The sequence below is a fragment of the Amycolatopsis alba DSM 44262 genome, assembly GCF_000384215.1.
GTDB classification, from domain to species: Bacteria; Actinomycetota; Actinomycetes; order Mycobacteriales; family Pseudonocardiaceae; genus Amycolatopsis; species Amycolatopsis alba.
Genome location: NZ_KB913032.1, coordinates 3668171 through 3687393 on the forward strand (window position 1 = coordinate 3668171; position 19223 = coordinate 3687393).

At 70.3% G+C, this 19223-nt stretch carries 17 protein-coding genes; 8 read left to right on the forward strand and 9 right to left on the reverse strand.

The features are described from left to right. Positions 1-84: 84 nt before the first annotated feature. Positions 85-456 carry a VOC family protein gene (locus AMYAL_RS0117420; RefSeq protein WP_020632589.1) on the forward strand — a complete coding sequence of 124 codons (372 nt, stop codon included), beginning with the start codon at positions 85-87 and terminating at the stop codon, positions 454-456. Here AMYAL_RS0117420 and AMYAL_RS0117425 read toward each other — a convergent pair. Beyond that, positions 432-893 carry a MarR family winged helix-turn-helix transcriptional regulator gene (locus AMYAL_RS0117425; protein WP_020632590.1) on the reverse strand — a complete coding sequence of 154 codons (462 nt, stop codon included), beginning with the start codon at positions 891-893 and terminating at the stop codon, positions 432-434. The genes AMYAL_RS0117420 and AMYAL_RS0117425 overlap by 25 nt on opposite strands. A gap of 63 nt (positions 894-956) precedes the next feature. On the opposite strand from AMYAL_RS0117425, the gene AMYAL_RS0117430 reads away from it, so the two are divergent. Together AMYAL_RS0117430 and AMYAL_RS0117435 are read left to right on the forward strand one after the other, a co-directional pair. After that, complete coding sequence (locus tag AMYAL_RS0117430; RefSeq protein ID WP_020632591.1) at positions 957-1307, forward strand: MarR family winged helix-turn-helix transcriptional regulator; 351 nt, start codon at positions 957-959, stop codon at positions 1305-1307. 60 nt (positions 1308-1367) lie between these two features. Then, positions 1368-2138, forward strand: a complete 771-nt coding sequence (locus AMYAL_RS0117435) for a dioxygenase family protein (RefSeq protein ID WP_020632592.1) — start codon at positions 1368-1370, stop codon at positions 2136-2138. Here AMYAL_RS0117435 and AMYAL_RS0117440 read toward each other — a convergent pair. After that, positions 2135-3301 (reverse strand): MFS transporter, encoded by a 1167-nt coding sequence (locus AMYAL_RS0117440; RefSeq protein WP_026467175.1) that lies wholly within the window; start codon positions 3299-3301, stop codon positions 2135-2137. The two genes, AMYAL_RS0117435 and AMYAL_RS0117440, sit on opposite strands and share 4 nt — an antisense overlap. A gap of 90 nt (positions 3302-3391) precedes the next feature. On the opposite strand from AMYAL_RS0117440, the gene AMYAL_RS0117445 reads away from it, so the two are divergent. Then, positions 3392-4612: an ROK family transcriptional regulator gene (locus AMYAL_RS0117445; RefSeq protein ID WP_020632594.1), complete on the forward strand. Its 1221-nt coding sequence runs from the start codon at positions 3392-3394 to the stop codon at positions 4610-4612. A gap of 234 nt (positions 4613-4846) precedes the next feature. Here the strand turns inward: AMYAL_RS0117445 and AMYAL_RS0117450 are convergent, their stop codons facing one another. Further along, a complete protein-coding gene (locus AMYAL_RS0117450; protein WP_051137678.1) occupies positions 4847-8077 on the reverse strand; it encodes a beta strand repeat-containing protein in 3231 nt (1076 codons plus the stop codon). A 195-nt stretch (positions 8078-8272) separates the two neighbouring features. After that, positions 8273-9286: a hypothetical protein gene (locus tag AMYAL_RS0117455; protein ID WP_020632596.1), complete on the reverse strand. Its 1014-nt coding sequence runs from the start codon at positions 9284-9286 to the stop codon at positions 8273-8275. Positions 9287-9565: 279 nt separating this feature from the next. Here AMYAL_RS0117455 and AMYAL_RS0117460 point away from each other — a divergent pair, with 279 nt between their 5' ends. From AMYAL_RS0117460 to AMYAL_RS0117470, 3 genes are read left to right on the forward strand one after another with little or no spacing between them, the layout of a single operon-like run. Beyond that, positions 9566-10768 carry an AI-2E family transporter gene (locus AMYAL_RS0117460; RefSeq protein WP_020632597.1) on the forward strand — a complete coding sequence of 401 codons (1203 nt, stop codon included), beginning with the start codon at positions 9566-9568 and terminating at the stop codon, positions 10766-10768. Further along, entirely contained in the window at positions 10765-11931 is a 1167-nt protein-coding gene (macS, locus tag AMYAL_RS0117465) for a MacS family sensor histidine kinase (protein ID WP_020632598.1), read from the forward strand. The genes AMYAL_RS0117460 and macS overlap by 4 nt, the downstream gene beginning before the upstream one ends. Next, positions 11928-12587 carry a response regulator gene (locus tag AMYAL_RS0117470; RefSeq protein WP_020632599.1) on the forward strand — a complete coding sequence of 220 codons (660 nt, stop codon included), beginning with the start codon at positions 11928-11930 and terminating at the stop codon, positions 12585-12587. The genes macS and AMYAL_RS0117470 overlap by 4 nt, the downstream gene beginning before the upstream one ends. Position 12588: 1 nt before the next feature. Here AMYAL_RS0117470 and AMYAL_RS0117475 read toward each other — a convergent pair whose 3' ends face one another. Further along, complete coding sequence (locus tag AMYAL_RS0117475; RefSeq protein ID WP_020632600.1) at positions 12589-13515, reverse strand: hypothetical protein; 927 nt, start codon at positions 13513-13515, stop codon at positions 12589-12591. Positions 13516-13704: 189 nt separating this feature from the next. Here AMYAL_RS0117475 and AMYAL_RS0117480 point away from each other — a divergent pair, with 189 nt between their 5' ends. Continuing rightward, positions 13705-14367 carry a DUF1707 SHOCT-like domain-containing protein gene (locus tag AMYAL_RS0117480; RefSeq protein ID WP_020632601.1) on the forward strand — a complete coding sequence of 221 codons (663 nt, stop codon included), beginning with the start codon at positions 13705-13707 and terminating at the stop codon, positions 14365-14367. Here the strand turns inward: AMYAL_RS0117480 and AMYAL_RS0117485 are convergent. The 4 genes from AMYAL_RS0117485 to AMYAL_RS0117500 all read right to left on the reverse strand — a co-directional run bounded on the left by AMYAL_RS0117485 (position 14364) and on the right by AMYAL_RS0117500 (position 18995). Beyond that, positions 14364-15782: an MFS transporter gene (locus AMYAL_RS0117485; RefSeq protein WP_020632602.1), complete on the reverse strand. Its 1419-nt coding sequence runs from the start codon at positions 15780-15782 to the stop codon at positions 14364-14366. The genes AMYAL_RS0117480 and AMYAL_RS0117485 overlap by 4 nt on opposite strands. Before the next feature lie 67 nt (positions 15783-15849). After that, the gene (locus AMYAL_RS0117490) at positions 15850-16407 is read right to left on the reverse strand and encodes a cadmium resistance transporter (protein WP_039795551.1); all 558 of its coding nucleotides are present in this window, start codon (positions 16405-16407) and stop codon (positions 15850-15852) included. A gap of 24 nt (positions 16408-16431) precedes the next feature. Then, complete coding sequence (ptsP, locus tag AMYAL_RS0117495; protein ID WP_020632604.1) at positions 16432-18066, reverse strand: phosphoenolpyruvate--protein phosphotransferase; 1635 nt, start codon at positions 18064-18066, stop codon at positions 16432-16434. 68 nt (positions 18067-18134) lie between these two features. Then, positions 18135-18995 carry a ribokinase gene (locus tag AMYAL_RS0117500; RefSeq protein WP_020632605.1) on the reverse strand — a complete coding sequence of 287 codons (861 nt, stop codon included), beginning with the start codon at positions 18993-18995 and terminating at the stop codon, positions 18135-18137. Positions 18996-19223 lie beyond the last annotated feature (228 nt).

A 19223-nucleotide genomic window follows, 5' to 3' on the forward strand; every position in this document is an offset into this window, starting at 1 on the left:
AGCCCGAGAATACCGGGCGGATTCTGCCCGGTATTGCTCCTAGCGTGGCCGGTGTTCCGCTTTCCGGCCCCGAAAGGACCCGTCATGCAGTTCGTTTCCGTCCGCGTGATCACCCGCGACGTCGCCCGCCTCACCGGGTTCTACGAGAAGGCGACCGGTATCACCGCGCGGTGGCGCGCCGAGCGGTTCGCCGAAATCGTCGGCCCGTCGTGCACCTTGGCGATCGGCGGCGCCGAGACGATGACCCTGTTCGGCGGTGCCGCCGCGGTGCCCGAATCGAACCGGACCGCGATCCTCGAGTTCCGCGTCGAGGACGTCGACAAGGAGTACGCACGGCTGGCGGACCTGGCCGAAATCGTCCAGGAGCCGACCACGATGCCGTGGGGGAACCGGTCCCTGCTGTTCCGCGACCCCGACGGCAACCTGGTGAACTACTTCTCGCCGAGCGCGCCGTAGTTCCGGACGAACGAGGTCAGCAGCCGGGCGAATTCGCGGCGGTCTTCGTCCGGCCAGTCCGCCATCGCCTCGGCGAATACCGAACGGCGGAATTCGTGCATACGCGCCACCTCGGCGCGACCGATCTCGGTGAGCACGAGGACGGCGCGGCGGCCGTCGCGCTGATCGGCTTCACGCCGAAGGAAACCGCCCTCGACCGCCCGCGCGACCAGACGGCTCGCGCGCGGCTGGTCGATGGTCAACGCCGCCGCGAGACTGGTGACGGTGCCCGGTTCGCCGCTTTCCCCGGCCGCTTCGACGGCGTCGAGGAGCCCCTGAACGGCCTGGTCCGGCATCGATTCGGCGCGGTCGCGGGCGAGTTTCGACAGCGACCGCCTCGCCTGGCTCCGCCGGATGGCGATCATCGCGCGTTCCACGTCGGCCACGGCGTCCGTCATTGCCCATCCTCACCAAGTGCATGTACTTTTACATGTAGTTGCCACCTACATGAAGGAGTATCCATGAAACCCATCGGATTCTGGTTCGCCCACCTTCACCAGGCCCTCGAATCTTCCATGGAGAAGGTCTTCGCCGACGAGGGACTGACCCGTCGTCATTGGCAAGTACTGAACACGATCGACAGCGAGGACTTGTCGCCATTCGGGGACGTGCGGGCGGTCGTCGCAGACCTGCGCGCTCGCGGCTGGATCGACGACGGCGGCCTGACCGAAGCCGGCCGGAAGGCGCACCTCCGGCTCAAGACCAAGGTCGGCGAGTTCCGCTCGCGCGCGACCGAAGGCATCAACGATGACGACTACCGGACGACGGTCGGCGTGCTGGAGCGGATGGCGGCGAACCTCGCACGGGAATAAGGCGGAACCCGGCGGCGTCGTCTATCCTGGTAGTTGAAAGTTCAAACACTTGGAGCTGACATGACGCCGGTGCTTTACCTCAGCCACGGCGCGCCGCCGCTCGCCGACGACGCCACCTGGACCCGCCAGCTCGCAGGCTGGTCGGCGGACCTCGAAAAGCCGAAGGCGATCCTCGTCGTCTCCGCGCACTGGGAAGAGGCGCCGCTGACCCTCGGCGCCACCACCACGATGCCGCTGGTCTACGACTTCTGGGGCTTCCCCGATCGCTTCTACCAGGTGAAATACGCCGCTCCCGGCGCCCCCGAACTGGCGGACAAGGTGCGGAAACTCCTCCGCTCGACGCAGACCCCGGTCCACGACGCGCCCGACCGCGGCCTCGACCACGGCGCGTACGTCCCGCTCGTGGAGATGTACCCGGACGCCGACATCCCGGTACTCCAGGTGTCCATGCCGTCCCTGGACCCGCGGGAGCTGTTCGACCTCGGCCGGAAGCTCGCGCCGCTGCGCGACGAGGGTGTGCTGATCATCGGCAGCGGCTTCTTCACCCACAACCTGAGCGCGCTGGGCCAGACCGACGGCACCGACGGGACGCCGCCGGCGTGGTCGAGCGAATTCGACCACTGGGGTGCGGAAACCCTGCGCGAGGGCGACCTCGACGCGTTGCTGGACTTCCAGCACAAGGCACCCGCGGCGGCCCTCGCGCACCCCAGGATCGAGCACTTCGCACCACTGTTCGTCTCGCTCGGCGCGAGCTCTTCGGAAGGGAAAGGCGAGACCGTCATCGACGGCTACTGGCACGGCCTCGCCAAACGCTCCCTCCAGTTCGACTAGCGAGAGCGAAGGACCCCCGCGCCCGCCACCAAACCGAGCGCCAGCAGCGTGACCACGCCGAAGGACACCGTCAGCGACGTCGCGTCGGCGATCCCGCCGATCAGTGACGGCGCGACGAGACCCGACGAATAGGTGATGGTCGCGACGCCCGCGATCGACTGGCTCGGCGTCGGCCCGCTGCGTCCGGCCGCCGCGAAGGCGAGCGGCACGACCACGGAGACGCCGAGCCCGATCAGCGCGAACCCGGCCATCGCCATCACCGGATGAGCGGCGAAAACGACCAGCAGCCCACCGGCCGTCGCGAAGGCGCCACCCGTCCGGACGGTCTTGACCGCGCCGAACCGCCGCACCAGCGCGTCACCCGAGAGGCGGGCCACCGCCATCGTGCAGGTGAACGCGGTGGTCGACGCCGCCGCGATACCCGGCGAGGTGCCGAGGACGTCGCGCAGGTAGACGGCGGACCAGTCGAGGCTCGCCCCCTCGGCGAAGACGGCGCAGAACGCGACGGCACCGATGATCACGGCCGACTTCGGCGGCAGCGCGAACCTCGGCGGCGGATGCTCGTCGGGCGCGCTGCGGACGTCGAACACGCCCTGGCAGAGGAACGCTCCGGCGACGGTGAGCACGGCGGACGCGATCGCGAAGTGGATACGGGCGTCCAACGCGGCATGCGCGGCGAGCGTGCCCGCCGCGGAACCGACGAGCGCGCCCGTGGTCCACATTCCGTGCAGCCCGGACATGACCGACTTGCCCATCCGCTCCTCGACGTCGACGCCGAGGGCGTTCATCAGCACGTCCGAGGTGCCCGCCGCGGTGCCCATGAAGAACAACGCGACGCACAGGGTGACGAGGTTTCCCGCCAGGGACGGGAGGATCAGCGCCAGCGTCCAGTACGCCAGCAGCAACCGGAGCCCCAGCCTGCCGCCGAGCCGGTGCCCGATCCGCGCGGCGAGCGGCATGGTCAGCGAAGCACCGATGGCGGGGAAGGCGAGCGCGAGACCGAGCTGGCCCGCGCTGATCCCCGCGTGTTCCTGGATCCACGGGATCCGGGTGGCGAAACTGCCGGTCACCGCGCCGTGCACGGCGAAGACGGCGGCGATGGCGACCCGCGCCTGCCGCACCCGCCGCGTCGGCCCGCCGACGGTTTCCACTGTGTTGGTCACTGGGCCCCCAAGGTCCATGAGACGACTCGACGGCGTCAGCGTAAACTATCAGGAAGGGAACCTGATAATTAATTCTGGGAGGATCGATCGGTGAGTGTCATCCGGATGCCGTCCGCCTCCCCGAGTACCGCGCGGGCCATCAACGACCGTCTCGCCCTCGACCTGCTCCAGCGCGAGGGCCCGCTGACGGCCACCCAGCTCAAGACGTTGACCGGGCTGTCCCGGCCGACCGTCGCCGACCTCGTCGAACGACTGGGGGACGCCGGGCTGATCGAGGTCGTCGGCGAAGCGGGCGCGGAACGCCGCGGTCCGAACGCGAAGCTGTACGGCATCGTCGCCGGACGCGCGTACCTCGCGGGCCTCGACGTCCGCACCCACGGCATGGCCGTTTCGGTCGCGGACCTGCTGGGGAAGACGCGGGCGGAGGCTTCGCTGCCGTTCGCCCTCGACGTCGACACCGACGTGGCCGTCGAGCGCGCGATCACCTTGCTGGAGGCCACCACCGCCGAAGCGGGCGCGACCGCGCTGCACACGATCGCCGTCGGTGCTCCCGGCCTGGTCGACCCGGCGACCGGCGGACTGCGGCCCGCCGGCGGACTGCCCGCGTGGCACGGGAAACTCGTCGACGAACTCCGGCGGCGGCTGGGCGTCCCGGTCCTGCTGGAAAACGAGGTCAACCTCGCGGCCGCCGCCGAACAGCGGCTCGGCGCCGCCCGCGACCGGGACACCTTCGTCCTGCTGTGGCTCGGATTCGGTGTCGGCGCGGCCGTCGTCCTCGACGGTTCGCTGCGGCGGGGCGCGTCGGGCGGCGCTGGTGAGATCGGCTTCCTGCCGATGCTGGGCCCCGGCAGGCTCCCGACGGCGACCGACTGCGACGGCGGCTTCCACACCTTGGCGGGCAGCGCCGCGATCTGCGAACTCGCCCGCGCGCACGGCGTTCCCGCATCGACGGCCGACAACGCGGAAGCGGCCGCGGCAGCCATCGGGTACGCGATCGACGCGGACGCCGAGGAGTTCCTGGAGATCGTCGCGGAACGGATCGCGATCGGCGCGGCCGCGGTCACCGCGGTGCTGGACCCCGGCTGTGTCGTGCTCGGCGGCGAAGTCGGCCGCGCCGGAGGCGACGGGTTCGCGGCGAGGGTCAGCCGTCGGCTCGCGGAGATCTCGCCGCTGCGGACCGAAGTGCGGGCGGGGACCGTCGGCGGGAGCGCGGTACTGGAGGGCGCGGTGCTGACCGCGATGGGCGCGGCCCAGGACGCCCTGTTCACCCCAGGCGGTCCGGGGGCTGAAGGGGACTTTCTCCGCATCTGACGAGGCGAAGGGCGCTTTCGCCCGCACGCCCCGCTTCGAGTGCCGCGGGAGTCCGTTGGGCCTGGGTACCGACGAGGACCCGGCGTTGCGAAAGCCACTTTCGCAACCTTCAGCGTTGCGAAAGTGGCTTTCGCAACGCTTCCCGACACCTTGAGAAGGACAAAGCAAAGCGGGCCTGGGAGTGACTCCCAGGCCCGCTTCGGTTCATTCAGTGGCGCTAGCCGACTGGCAGGTTCACATGGTGTGGAACTTCTTGCCGGTCAGGGTGCCGATGAAACGCTGGAACATGCTCAGCGGCGACGAGTCGGCGTTCGCCAGAGCCGGGACCTGCGCGGTCGGCATCGCCGGGGTGCTGTTCACGGCGGGCAGGGTGCCCGCGGTGGGCAGCTGCACCGGCAGCGAGCCTGCGGTCGGCAGAGCGCCGGCCGTCGGGAGGGCCACCGGCAGGGCGCCCGCGGTCGGCAGAGCGCCGGCCGTGGGGAGCTGCACCGGCAGCTTGCCGGGGGTGGGCAGGCCGTTCAGCGCCGGGAGGGTCGGCAGCTGCGCGACCTTCGGGGCGTCCGCACGAGCGTCGTCACCGGGCAGAGCCGGGGTCTTCGGCAGGGCCGGGACACCGGACAGGGCCGAGGTGCCGGGCAGCTCGGGCAGGTCCGCCTTCGGCATCTGGGTCGGGAGAGCCGTCAGCCCCTTCAGGGAGGACAGACCGGCCTGCAGGCCACCCAGCTGGGGACCGTCGGCGCGGGCGCCACCGATCGCCGGGGTGGACGGCAGCGCACCGGCACCGTTCAGCGCCGGGGCGCCGAAGGGCAGGGTGGGCAGCGCGTCGATCGGCATCTCCGAGCCCACCGAGTCGGTGAAGGCGCGGGTGTACTCCTCGTCGTTGATCTCGGTGTTGTCGGTCGAGTTTTCGTCCGCGATGGCCAGCACCGGGACCTCGAGCTCGTTCACCGGGATCACGAAGGTGAGCGGGTGGTGGAGGTTGAAGCCCGAGAGGGCCTCTCCGCTGCCGTCGGTGATGCTGTCGCCACCGGCCTGGCCGGTGATCATGCTGTCCGCGTCGGTCTCGGACACGCCACCGGCCGCCGCGATGGCGTCGCCGAACACCTCGGGGTCGGCCGCGGCCGGGATGTCGAGGATGTTGCCCGAGAGCGATCCTTCGAGACCCGAGGTCTCGACGTTCCCGCCCGAAGCGGCGTCGACGGTGTCGGAGCCTTCGGCGGTGGCGATGCCCGCGGCCGCGATCGCGTCGTGCGTGACCGGAACCGTCGGCAGCGCCTGCGCGCCGATGATGTTGCCCGCGACCGCGCCGTTGTCACCGGTGGTGGTGGCGTCGCCGCCTGCCGCCGAGACGACGTCGCTGACGCTGGAGCCCTTGGCGATGCCCGCACCGGCGATGCCGTGGCCGGTCACCGGGACCGCGCCGCCGACCGGCGTCTGGACGATGTTGCCCGCCAGCGCGCCTTCGTCACCGTTGGCGGTGGCGTCGCCACCGGCCGACGAGTCGGTCAGGTTCGTGCCCTTGCCCGACGTGATTCCGCCGAGCACCGCGGCGAAGTTGTGCGCCTGGACCGGCAGGGAGACCGGGCCGTAGACCAGGTTGCCCGAGCCGGCGCCGTTGTCACCGGTCGCGTGGACGTCGCCGCCCGCGTTCGAGGTGGTGTCGCCGTCCGCGCCACCGTGGCCCTGACCGATGAACGCGCCACCGATCCCGAAGGCCTGCACCGGCAGCGAAACCGGCACGGTGCCCAGGTTGGAGCTGAGGAAGCCGTTGTCGTCGGCGGTGTTCCCGCCGCCGCCACCGGAGACGACCTTGGTCTCGTCGGCCGAGCCGGAGCCCTGGCCGATGAACGAGCCGCCAACGCCGAAGACCTCGGCCGGAACCGCGGCCGGGACCTGCACGATGTTGCCCGAGCCGGACGAGTCGTTGCCCGTGGTGCCGTCGTAGCCGCCGGCGGTCACGGTCTTGGTCTCGGTCGCGTCGGCGACGGCCTGTCCGATGTGCGAGCCACCGACGCCGTAGACCTCGGGGGCCAGCGCGGCCTGGGTGTTGACGACGTTGCCCGCGAGGGTGGAGTCGTCACCCGTGGTGTGGCTGCCGTTGCCGGCGTTCGCGTCGACGGTGTTCTCGCACGAGGTGGAGGACACGTTGCCGATGTAGGTGCCCGCGATGCAGGTCACCTCGACCGGGGCCGCGACGGCCGGGTCGACGATGTTGCCGCCGCCCGCGGAGCCTTCGCCCTCGGAGCTGACGAAGCCACCGGCGTCGACGACGCTGGACTGGCTGGTGCCGCCGTCCTTGCCGGTGTTGGCCAGGCCGACCCAGCTGGCGGCCACGCCGCCGACGTTCGCGACGTCCGCGGTCTGCGGCACGATCGCGTTGCCCGCGACGGCCGAGTCCTCGCCGGAGGTCTGCACGTAGCTCGGGACGTTGGCCCAGCCGGGCGTGGTGTCGCCGGCCTGCGCGTCCGCCGAGGAGCTGCTGTTCGAGTTCGCGAGCGAACCGTGCGCGGCCGCCGCGTTGTCGTTCACCTTCACCGGGAGGGCGATCGGCACCGCGCCGACGTTGCCGCCGAGGGCGCTGTCGTCACCGTCGGTCTGGACCCAGCCGCCGGAGGTGGCGTCGGTCTCGGCCTCGTAGCCGGAGCTGTTGGCGTTGCCGATGATCCAGGACGCGGCGTTGCCGGTGACCTGGACCGGGGTGGCGAACTGACCGGCCAGCACGTTGCCGGAAAGGGCGGAGCCCTCGCCGTCGGTGGTGACGTTGCCGGTCTCGGTGGTGCTCTGGCTGGCGGAACCGCCGACCACGCGGCCGGTGCCACCGGCGAGCCCACCGGCGTTGCCGGCGATCTGCACGGGCAGCGCCCAGTCGAGGGACACGACGTTGCCGGCGAGGCTGGAGTCCGCACCGGTCGTCTCGACGTCCTGGTTGTGCGACCAGGTCTGGTCGTGGCTGCCGCCCTCGACCTCGGCGTCGCCGATCACGCCGATGGCGTTGTCGACGATCTGGATCGGGACGACGACGTCGCCGACGACCTTGTTGCCCTTGAGGATGTCGTCCGTGGTGGTGAACCCACCACTGGTCAGCCCACCGCTGACCTGACGGGACGAGTCCTTGGCGGCCAGCGGTGCGGGGACGGCGCCCTTGTCGGAGAGCTTGGGAAGCCCTCCGCCGATGCCGTCGTGGCTGCCACCGGGGGAGGTGACGCCATCGATCGCGTCGGAAACCGGCTTGGTGACGGCCTTGGTGCTGACCTCACCCTTGTAGCCGGGGACGTCGAGCTGGCCGAGGGGCGTGCCGACGGCGTTGTTGTCGATCTCGATGGGAACGGTGACGTTCGCGTCGAGCGGGGAGGCAGGGGTGTCGGGGTTGACCTGTTCGTCAGCCGACGCGATGCCGGTGCCCAGCATCAACAACCCACCCGTGACCAACGCGGTCTGGAGTCCGCGCTTTGCCCAGGATTGCATGGGGTAGTTCTCCTTCATTTCGGGTTCCCTTTCGGGTTCAGAGAGGTGCCTTCGAACAGGCACCAGAGGGGGGTGGAACTGGCTGCGGGCGCACAAAAGCGCACCGCCGTTTCGCGGGGGTTCAGGAGCGGACGCGAAGCCAAGCCCGGAATCGGGAGGCGTGAGGCGCGTCGGCTACCCCGCGGAGGGAGGTGTTCAGTCGGGAGTGACGCCGGGCTGCGAGCCCGGAGTGAGCGGCATGTACCGCGTGCCTGCCAGCGCGTAGCCGGTCAGGGAACGCTCGACGGCGGCGACGAGCCAGGCGGGAACGCCGTGGGTCAGGCCGTCGAGGTGACCACCGGGGGCGTTGCCGCCACCGGGGACAGTCGGGATGGACGGCGCGACGGGAAGCGGCGCCGGGGTGAGCGGACGCGGGAAGTCGCCGCGGTGTCCGTCACGGGAAGGAGAGTCCTGGTCCTGGTCGAACGCGTCGTGCTGCTGCACGAGCGACGGCATCGGCAGGACGGTCTCGGAGTAATCGGGGAACTGGGTCGTCGCCAGCTGCGCGAAGTCGGTGACCTGGTCACCGGCGCCGCCGGTCTCCAGCGGGGACTTCGGGTCGACCGGGCCGCCGCTGACCGGAAGCTCCGGTACGAGGTCGCCGTGTCCGCGCGGGTCGAGGAGGTCCCAGACCTTGTTGCCGAACTCGGGTGACGGGGCGAAGGTCTCGTCCAGCACCTGGCGGGTGTCCTGCGGCTTGCGCACGATGTGCTCGACGGCGCCGAGGGTCCGCTTGACCGGAGTGACCACCGAGGTGTCCGCGAAGTCGGTGACAGCGTCGCTGACGCGGCTGGAGACCTCGTGCTCGTCGGCGCGGATGTCGCCGCCGCAGTGGTGCTTCGCCGGGGAGGTCTTGGTGTCCTCCGGCATCGACCACGTGGTGGCTTCCTGGTGGCGGTCGCCGCACACCGCGCCTGCGACGTCGCCGGAGAACTTGGAGGCACCGCGGGAAACGTCGGTCAGCCCGGCCGTGGTGGCGTCGGTGACCGGGGTGACGCTCGTGTCGGGAGCGGAGACCACCGGGGCGATGTCCGCGGAAGCGGAAGCGCCGGAAACGGCCCACACGGCGGCGGAACCGGCGACGGCGCCGCCGAGAACGAACAGCGCACGCGAAGCGAGACGGCCGAAGCGCGCCGCGCCCCGCCCCTCGTTCTTCGCCGCGTTCGTCACTCGGGCTCCTGTCGTTTCGGTGTGCCGTTCATCGGTTGCGGGACCGAGGTAAGCAAAGTGCGGAAGGCCAAAGCGAGCCAGGAGCGCCTTGATGGCACGATCGTGTGAAGAACACACGGTGTAGCACGGAATCACGATAAGTGATCAAGGCAGGCGAGGCCTGGTTACTCCGGAGTCGACCGGCGAGCGGTGTGTCAAGCGTCGCATCGGGCGAATTCGACCCGTGCGCGTTGCCCGGAATGTTCAAGAAACGTCGCCTCGGACCGATACGGTGAGCCGGTGAGCGAGCCCCAGCGCAAACAGCCGGAATTCGACCCGTCGAACCCGTTCCTCTCCGAGTCCAGCGAAGACGTCACCAACCTGGTGCCACGCGGCCTGCGGATCGGCGCGGCACTGTCGTGGCGTTTCATCGTGGTGATCGCCGCGCTCTACGTGATCGTGTTCCTGATCGGCTACCTGTCGGTGGTCGTGATCCCGCTGTCGATCGCGCTGCTGCTCGCCGCGTTGCTCGCGCCCGCGGTCTCCAAGCTGCAGACGATCAAGTTCCCGCGCGGGCTCGCGGCCGGGATAGTGCTGATCGCCGGGCTCGCGGTACTCGGCGGGCTGCTGACGTTCGTCGTCGCGCAGTTCTCGTCCGGTCTGCCGGAACTGCAGAAACAGCTGACGGAGAGCCTCAACCAGATCAAGAGCTGGCTCATCGACGGGCCGCTGCACCTGCGCCAGGAGCAGATCCAGGAGTTCATCAACCAGGCGATCAGCTTCCTGCAGAACAACCAGGCGTCGATCACCACCACCGCGCTCACCACGGCGGGCACGGTCGGCGAGATCGTCACCGGTTTCATCCTGACGCTGTTCATCCTCATCTTCTTCCTCTCCGGCGGCGACCAGATCTGGACGTTCCTCTGCCGCGGCGTACCGAGGCGGGTGCGCAACCGGATCGACGTCGCCGGGCGTCGAGGCTTCGCGTCGCTGGTCAGTTACGTGCGCGCGACGGCGGCGGTGGCCGTGGTCGACGCGGTCGGCATCGGCATCGGGCTGGCGATCGTCGGGGTGCCGCTGGTGATCCCGCTGGCGACGCTGGTCTTCCTCGGCGCGTTCATCCCGATCATCGGCGCCGTGATCGCGGGCGCGGTCGCGGTGCTGATCGCACTGGTGACGAAGGGGGTCGTCGGCGCGCTGGTCGTGCTGGCCATCGTCATCGGTGTCATGCAGCTGGAAAGCCACGTGCTGCAGCCGATCCTGCTGGGCCGCGCGGTCAAGCTGCACCCGCTCGCCGTGGTGCTCGCGATCACCGCCGGTCTCGTCTCCGCCGGGATCGCCGGCGCGCTGCTGTCGGTGCCGCTGCTCGCGGTGCTCAACGCGGGTATCCGGTCGCTGCTGCACGAACAGGATCCCGACCCGGCCGACATCGACGTCCTGCGGGATCAGGCGGCGACGCCGAACGATCCGGGGGAAGAGAAAGAGTCCGAAGCCAAGTCATGACGGACACCCCGCTCTGGCGAGCGGTCTCGGCGCTCGGCACGCGGGACCCCGCCACCCCGCTGTGGCGCGGGGTGATCGTGCTTCGCGTGACAACGCTGCTCTTCGCGCTGGGTTCGTTCATCGTTCACTACGACGGCTACGCCGACAAGTGGCTCGCGTGGACGTCGTTCGGCGTGATGACGGCGTGGACGGTGCTCAGCAGCCTGTTCTACGCGCGGCCGTCGAGCCGCTGGCCGTGGCTGGTCGGCTTCGATCTCGTGCTGACCGTCGCCCTCATGTTCACGTCGGCGTGGATCCTGACCACCAAGCAGTTCGACGCCAACACCCCGCTCATCACGACGGTGTGGGCGGCGGTCCCGCCCGCGGCCGCCGGGACGCGGTTCGGCGCGCTCGGCGGGGTGCTCGCCGGGCTGGTGGTTTCGGCGGTCACCGGGCTGGTGCGCTGGCGGTTCGACGTCGACGTCGCGCGGGACGGATTCCTGCTGACCGCGAGCGGGTTCGTGATCGGGCTGGCCGCGACCATGGCGCGCCGGTCCGCGGACGCGCTGACCAGGGCATTGCGCATGGAGGCCGCCACGGCCGAACGCGAGCGGCTCGCCCGCTCGATCCACGACAGCGTCCTCCAGGTGCTCGCGCGGGTGCGCAAACGCGGCGCCGAATTCGGCGGGGAGGCCGCCGAACTGGCGAAACTGGCCGGTGAGCAGGAGATCGCGCTGCGGGCGCTGGTCACCACCGAGCCGACACATCCGAGCGAGAACGGGACCACCGATCTGCGGGCCGCGCTGCAGCTGCTCGCGACGCCGTCGGTGCAGGTCTCGACACCCGCAGGCGAGGTCCAATTGCCCGAGCACGTGACCGTGGAGCTGGTGGCGGTGGCGCGCGAGGCGCTGTCGAACGTCGAGAAGCACGCGGGCGAGGACGCGCATGCCTGGGTGCTGCTGGAGGACCTCGGCACCGAAGTCGTGGTCAGCGTCCGCGACGACGGACCGGGAATCGCGCAGGGCGTGTTGGAACGCGCGGCGGCCGAGGGACATCTGGGTATCGCGGAGTCCATCAAGGGACGCGTGCGGGATCTGGGCGGAAGCGCGGCGCTCGACACCGCGCCCGGCCAGGGCACGGAATGGGAAATCAAGGTTCCAGTGGCGGCGAGGGGGAAGCGATGACCGACGCGCCCGGTGTTTCGGTGATGGTGGTCGACGACCATCCGATGTGGCGGGACGGGGTCGCGCGTGACCTGACCGAGCACGGTTTCGACGTGCGGGCCACCGCGCCGGACGCGCCCGCCGCGGTGCGGATCGCGCGCACGGTCAAACCGGACGTCGTGCTGATGGACCTCAACCTCGGGGAGACGTCGGGTGTCGACGCCACCCGCGAGATCACCGCGGAACTGCCGTCGACCAAGGTCCTGGTGCTGTCCGCCAGTGGCGAGCACAGCGACGTCCTCGAGGCGGTCAAGGCCGGGGCGTCCGGGTACCTGGTCAAATCGGCTTCGGCGAGCGAGCTGGTGGACGCGGTCAAGCGGACGGCCGCCGGGGATCCGGTGTTCACCGCCGGGCTCGCCGGGCTCGTCCTCGGCGAGTACCGCCGCATGGCCGACGCCCCGGACGACGGACCGGCGCCGCCGCGGCTGACCGAACGCGAGACCGACGTCCTGCGCCTGGTCGCGAAGGGGATGACGGCGCGGCAGATCGCCGAGAAGCTGGTGCTCTCCCACCGGACTGTGGAGAACCACGTCCAGTCGACGCTGCGGAAACTCCAGCTGCACAACCGGGTCGAACTCGCCCGCTACGCCATCGAGCACGGACTGGACGCCGAGTAGCTCAGCCCTGGGCGATGGCCACCGCCGACGGGTTCCGTTCGGCGGGCAGCGGCGTCTTCACGATCAGCCACTCTGTCCGGTCGAGCGACCAGCTCGCGACCACGTCGGTGACGAGCACCAGGGCGGCGTCGTCGCCCCACTCGACCGCGACCTGCTTCAGCGCGGTCGCGATCGGCATCGAGGGCGCGCGCGTCCAGGTCAGCGTGTCGAGGGCGAGCACCCACAGGTCGGCGGTCTGCGTGCTCGTCCCGGCCCAGGCGGGGTCGCCGAAAAGAACGGCCACCTTGTACCCGTCGCGGCTCGGCACCACGTGGTCGGGCTTGCCGTTGGCCACCGGCCACCGGACCGGCGTGCGCTGGTTGTTCCGCAGGTCGAGCACGGAGAACTCGGTCAGCTCGGCGAGCAGCATCCGGTCCTTGGTGATCGCGAGGACGCGGGGGAACTGGTGCACGGCGCGGCCGGTGGCGGGGTCGATCAGCACGTCCTCGGCGGTCGCCGTCCCGGCGTTCACCGTGATCAGCAGGCCTTGCGGCACCTCCTGGCGCACCGCCGTCGTGCAACTCGCCGGGCGGCCGCGGTCGCGTTCGGCGCCGAGCAGGGAGACGAACTGGAGACGGCAGAGGTCGTTGCCGTCGTCGCGAACCAGCCAGACGCCGGTCTCGTCGGCCGACGGGGCGACGCTGCGGGCCTTGCCCAGTTTCCACGGCTGGTTCTTGGGATCCCCGTAGGCGAGCACCTCGGACGGCTCCAGGCAGGACGGACCGCAGCGGGCGGCCGACAGCACGACCGGGAACTTCCCGACCCGCATGACATCGTTGACCCGGTCGCCGGCCGGAGCGCCGGGAAGCGGGGTGGTGACACCGGTGGTGGTATCGAGCATCGACGGCGGTGACGTCGCCATGATCAGGCGAAAGCCGCTGTAGTCCACCGCTCGGCCTTCGAGTTTCGAAGGTGGCGGAGGTGTCGACTCCGGAGGGGATACGGGGGGCGTCGTGACACCGGTGCACCCGGCCAGCAGAAGGACCGCCGCCACCAGGGCGGCACAGGGGAGAAATGCGGGTCTGTTCAGGGTATTTCCCCGATCTCGCGCGTGAGATCCGGTTCTACCATTCCAGGCATGGGCGAGGAAGAGCAGCCGACGACCGAAACCAAGCCGTTGACCGGACGGGACATCCGGGTCTCCGACGCGGAACGCGAACACGTCGTCGAAGTGCTGCAGAAGGCGATCGGCCTCGGGATGCTGAACCTCGACGAGTTCACCGAGCGGACCGACCGCGCCCTCGCGTCGAAGACCCGCGGCGAGCTGAACGCGGTGCTCACGGATCTGCCCGGTCTGGTGCATCCCGCGGCGGGCATGGTGCCCCGGCAGCAGCAGAACCCGTGGGCGCCGCCGAGGCAGCACGCCTACGCCCAGCCGTCCGGGCAGGTCATGCAGCTCAACGGCAAGTACTCGGCGTTGCAGCGCGACGGGAACTGGCTGGTCCCGGAGTCGATGGTGATCCGGAACAAGTACGGCGCCACGAAACTGGACTTCTCCCAGGCCGAGATCCGGCACCCGGTGGTGCACATCGAACTGCAGGCCAAATGGGGGCCGGTGGAGATCACCATCCCCGACGATGCCGCGGTCGACACCAACTCGATCACCGACATCAAGTTCGGGAACCTCGACGACCGGACCCGGTCGAACGGCCGCCCCGGCACGCCCCGGTTCGTCATCACCGGTCGCGTGCACGGGGGGTCGCTGATCATCAAGTACCCGAAGCGCGGCTTCTTCGGTTAAGCCCCGACAGGGCGCACGTGCCGGAGGTGCCGGACCACGAAGTACGCGATCCCGGCCAGCACCAGCGCCGCCAGCCCGGACACCGCGTGCATGCCGCTGGCGAAGGCGTCGTGCGCCGGGACAGCGTCGGCGAGCCGGGCCTGGGTGACGGCGTTGCCCAGCGACCCGACGGTCGCGATGCCCAGCGCGTAGCCGAACTCGTTGCCGGTCTGCGAAAGCGAGGCCGCCGAACCGGCCTTCTCCGGCGGCACGGAGCCGACGACCAGATCCGTGCCCAAGGTGACCAGCGGTCCGCCGCACAGGCAGGTGATGGCGAAGGCGATCGCCGGGATCACCGGACCGGCTCCGGCCTCGACCTGCGTCAGCAGCAGGAATCCGGCGATGGCGCCGACCAGTCCGGTGGCGATCAGGGTGGCGGGACGGAAGCGGCGGGCGAGGATCGGGGCGGCCAGGAAGCTGACGGTCGAGGCGAGCATGCCCGGCACCAGTGCCAGCGCGGCGCCGACCGGCGAAAGCTCCAACACGACCTGGAAGAACTGCGCGACGAACAGCATGCTCGTCCCGCCAAGCATGGTGAACGCGCACATCCCGCCGATCGCCGTCGAGAACGCGCGGCTGCGGAACAGCTTCAGGTCGATCAGCGGGTCCTGAAGGGTCCGCTGGCGCCGCACGAACACCGCGCCGAAGCCGAGACCGATCAGGAGCGACGCCACCGGGATCGGGTCGAGGCCCTCGCGGGCGAGTTCCTTGATGCCGTAGACCGCGGGCAGGATCGTGGCCAGCGAAAGCGCGACGCTCGCCAGGTCGAGACGGCCGGCGTTCTCGTTGCGGTACTCGGGGAGGAGCTTCGGGCCGACCACGAGCAGCAGGACCATGGCGGGGACGCCGAGCAGGAACACCGATCCCCACCAGAAGTGCTCCAGCAGCACGCCGCCGACCATCGGGCCGACGATCGCGCCGACGGTGAAACAGCCGGCCCAGATGCCGATCGCGAGGGAGCGCTGACGGCTGTCGGGGAACAGGTTGCTGATCAGGGCGAGTGTCGACGGCGCCAGCGTCGCACCGGCGATGCCGAGGATCGCGCGGGCGGCGATGAGCATCAGCGCGCTGGTCGAGAACGCCGCCAGCACGGAGGCCAGGCCGAACGCCGTGGCGCCGACGAGCAGCAGTTTCCGGCGGCCGATGCGATCGCCGAGGGTACCCATGGTGACCATGAACCCGGCGATCATGAAGCCGTAGACGTCCATGATCCACAGCTGCTGGGTGCTGTCGGCGCCGAGGCTCTGGCTGAGTTTGGGCAGCGCGAGGATCAGCACGAACACGTCGAGGGAGACGAGGAAGGTGGGGAGGGCCAGTACGGCCAGCCCGACCCACTCCCGGCGGCCTGCCCGCGTCGGGGTCTCGGTGGTCGTCATGGTCGGCGTCCTTTCGTCGCTTCGGTGTCTTCACCAAGGCGTCGAAGTGGCGGACCGGATTTCGACATCAGGCGGTCAAGAGAATCACCAAGCCGATTCCGATGAGGACGACCGGAAGCAGGAAGTGGCCCCAGCGCGCCAGGGCGCGGGCGATCACCGGACGGGTCGCGAAGAACCGGCCCGCGACGCACCAGACCGCGACGAGCGCGAGGAACACGACCGCGTACACGATCAGCCCGCCGGTGCCGGTGGTGGCGAACACGGGGACGTAGACGCCGATGTTGTCGCCGCCGTTGGCGAAGGTCACCCCCGCCACGGCGAGCACACCGGGACCGGCCTCGGGCTCTTCGCCCTCCGTGCCGCGATCACGCCAGACGCGCCACGCCGCCCGGAGGCCGAGCAGGAGCGGAACCAGCCCGAGCCAGGGCAGGACGGCATCCGGCAGCAGGCCGGCCCCGAGCGCCCCGACGATCGAGACGGCGAGGATCCCGGCGAACCCGAGGTACTGCCCGGCCACCACCCTCGCCGCGCCCCCGCGGCCGAAGAAGAGCGCGAGCAGCACGATGTCGTCGATGTTGGTCACGACGAACATCGCCGCGGCCTGGCCGACCAGCCCCAAGTTCACCACCGCGGGAGCAAGGGACCTTTGCTATCGCTTGGCGGCCGCGGCGCGGGCCTCGACCGGGTCCGACGTGGCCAAAGCCGCCTCGGCGAGCGACTCGCATTCGGCCAGTGTCGTGGCGGCCAGGCTCGCGCCGACCGCGCGCACGGCCGGCGCGTTCATCGACAGACTGGTCAGGCCGAGCCCGGCCAGTACCAGTGCGAGCCTCGGGTCGGCGGCGGCCTCACCGCAGACGCCGGCGGGTTTGCCGGTGTCCTTCGCGGCCTGGCCGATGACCTTGAGCAGGCGCAGCAGCCCTGGCTGCCACGGATCGTTGAGCTTGGCGACGGCGCCGAGCTGGCGATCCGCGGCGAAGGTGTACTGCGCGAGGTCGTTGGTGCCGACGGAGACGAAGTCGACCACGTCGAGGATCTCGCGGGCGGTCAGCGCCGCGGCCGGGATCTCGATCATCACGCCCGCGCGGGCGATTCCGGCGGCACGGACGCGCTCGGCGAACCAAGCGGCCTCGGCGACCGTGGCGACCATCGGCGCCATCACCGAAACCTCGGCGCCGGAATCCTGCGCGGCACCCGCGATGGCCTCGAGCTGGCGGTCGAGGATCTCGGGCCGGTCGAAGGCGACCCGAAGCCCGCGTACGCCGAGCGCCGGGTTGGGTTCGTCGTCGGGCTCCAGGAAGGCGAGGGGCTTGTCGGCGCCCGCGTCGAGCGTGCGGACGATGACCGGCTTGCCGCGGAACGGCGTCAGCACAGCGGTGTACGCCTTGCGCTGCTCTTCGACGCTCGGCTCGGAAGAAGCGTCGAGGTAGCAGAACTCGGTGCGGAAGAGGCCCACCCCTTCGGCACCCGCCTCGGCCGCGGCCTGCGCGTCGGTGGCGGAACCGACGTTGCCGAGCACCTTCACGCGGTGGCCGTCGGCGGTCGCGCCGGTGCCGTCCCACTCGATCGCGCCGGTCTTGGCGGCCGTGACGATCTCGTCGTTCGGGTCCGCGATCTCGACGACACCGGTGTCACCGTCCACCGCAAGCGCTTGCGCGTCGAGCGCGAGCACCCCGCGGACCGCGACGACGGCGGGGATGCCGAGCGCGCGGGCGAGGATCGCGGTGTGGCTGGTGGGGCCGCCCTCTTCGGTGACGAGCGCGAGGACCTTGTCCGGGTCGAGCCCGGCGGTGTCAGCGGGCGCGAGGTCACGCGCGACGAGCACGCTCGGCGAGTCCAGGTCGGGAACGCCAGGAGGCGCGATGCCGAGCAGTTCGGCGACGAGCCTGTCGCGCACGTCGAGGACGTCGCGGGCCCGCTCGGCCATGTAACCGCCCGCGGCAGCGAGCGCGTCGGCGAACTTGCCGGCCGCCTGGAACACGGCACGCGGCGCGGGCAGGTTCTGGTCCTTGACCAGTTTCTCCGCGGAAGAAACGAGCGCGGGGTCGGCCGCCATGGCCGCGGTGGTGATGAGGATCGTCGCGGCCTCACCGGTCGCGGTCTCGGCCAGCTTCTCGAGCCGGGCCGCCACGATCTGCGCGGCCGGGTCGATCCGGGCGGCCTCGACGGCGGGATCGGCCGGTGCCGGTGTGCTCGCGGGTTCGCCGAGGGGTTCGGCGACTCGGACGACAGGACCGCTCGCGCGGCCGGGACTGACGGCGACCCCGGTCAGTGACTCAGACGGCATGGTCTAGACCATATCTCATAGGGGACGTGACCTGGCTCATAACCAACAGCACAACACAGAAGAAGACATCATTCCAGTTCGGATGCCGTCGGATAGGAAGGCTGCGCGCCCTGGCGCGTCACAGTGATCGCCGCCACCTTCACCGCCCAGCGCGCCGCGTCGGCCAGCTTCTCGCCCTTCGCGAGCGACGCGGCGAGCGCACCCGCGAAAGCGTCACCGGCTCCCGTCGTGTCGACAGCCTCGACCTTCGGCGACGACACCTCCGTCACCCCGTCCGCGGTCACCACCGCGGCACCCTTCGCGCCGAGCGTGACGACAGCGGCCTTCGGACCGAGGTCGAGCAGCTTCGGGAAGTCGGCCTCGCCGCCGAGCAGGAACCCCGCCTCGTGCTCGTTGACCAACAGGACGTCGAGACCCTGGAGTGTCTTTTCGGGAAGTTCGGCCGCAGGCGAAAGGTTCAGCAGCGTCTTCACGCCCTTTTCGACAGCTCTCGCAACGGCGTGCTCGACCGTTTCAAGTGGAATCTCCAGCGACAGCACCACGATCTCGGCGCCGTCGAGATCGACGTCCTCGGGCCGCAAACCGGAGTTGGCACCGGGAGAGACGAGAATCGAGTTCTCGCCATCGGGGGTGACCGTGATGTACGCGATCCCAGTAGGACGATCGCTCGTACGCAGCGAATCCGTGTTCACCCCGGACTCCGCCAGCGAACGCTTGAGCAACTCGCCGTACGGATCATCGCCGACCGCCCCCAGCAGCGCGACCTCCGCGCCGAGCCGGGCCGCGGCGACGGCGGTATTGGCGCCTTTGCCACCCGGCGACAAGATCGTGTCGCCACCGAGTACGGTTTCGCCACCACCGGGTCGGCGGTCGACCGGGACGACGAGATCGGCATTGGCGGACCCGATGACCAGCACCTGAGAAGTCATGGAGGAGACGATGCCATGACCAGGAGTTGTCCGGTCATGACCCTTCTCCCGGCGAAGATGTGAAGAACTTTGTAACTTTCTCGGCGTGTAGTGCGACAATCAGGCGAGCAGCGGAACGCCGTCACTCTTTCGGGGGATAACCTTCCCTCGGGCGTCACTTCGGCGATCACGCCCGCTCTTGAGATGCGTTGCCGCGGTTGAGCGGTGACGTTGCCCCGGTCCCGTTCT

Excerpts from the sequence above, each read along its gene's own strand:
- AMYAL_RS0117420 (WP_020632589.1), top strand. The coding sequence starts at position 85 with ATGCAGTTCGTTTCCGTCCGCGTGATCACCCGCGACGTCGCCCGCCTC.
- AMYAL_RS0117425 (WP_020632590.1), bottom strand. The coding sequence starts at position 893 with ATGACGGACGCCGTGGCCGACGTGGAACGCGCGATGATCGCCATCCGG.
- AMYAL_RS0117430 (WP_020632591.1), top strand. The coding sequence starts at position 957 with ATGAAACCCATCGGATTCTGGTTCGCCCACCTTCACCAGGCCCTCGAA.
- AMYAL_RS0117435 (WP_020632592.1), top strand. The coding sequence starts at position 1,368 with ATGACGCCGGTGCTTTACCTCAGCCACGGCGCGCCGCCGCTCGCCGAC.
- AMYAL_RS0117450 (WP_051137678.1), bottom strand. The coding sequence starts at position 8,077 with ATGCAATCCTGGGCAAAGCGCGGACTCCAGACCGCGTTGGTCACGGGT.
- macS (WP_020632598.1), top strand. The coding sequence starts at position 10,765 with ATGACGGACACCCCGCTCTGGCGAGCGGTCTCGGCGCTCGGCACGCGG.
- AMYAL_RS0117470 (WP_020632599.1), top strand. The coding sequence starts at position 11,928 with ATGACCGACGCGCCCGGTGTTTCGGTGATGGTGGTCGACGACCATCCG.
- AMYAL_RS0117480 (WP_020632601.1), top strand. The coding sequence starts at position 13,705 with ATGGGCGAGGAAGAGCAGCCGACGACCGAAACCAAGCCGTTGACCGGA.
- AMYAL_RS0117485 (WP_020632602.1), bottom strand. The coding sequence starts at position 15,782 with ATGACGACCACCGAGACCCCGACGCGGGCAGGCCGCCGGGAGTGGGTC.
- ptsP (WP_020632604.1), bottom strand. The coding sequence starts at position 18,066 with ATGCCGTCTGAGTCACTGACCGGGGTCGCCGTCAGTCCCGGCCGCGCG.
- AMYAL_RS0117500 (WP_020632605.1), bottom strand. The coding sequence starts at position 18,995 with ATGACTTCTCAGGTGCTGGTCATCGGGTCCGCCAATGCCGATCTCGTC.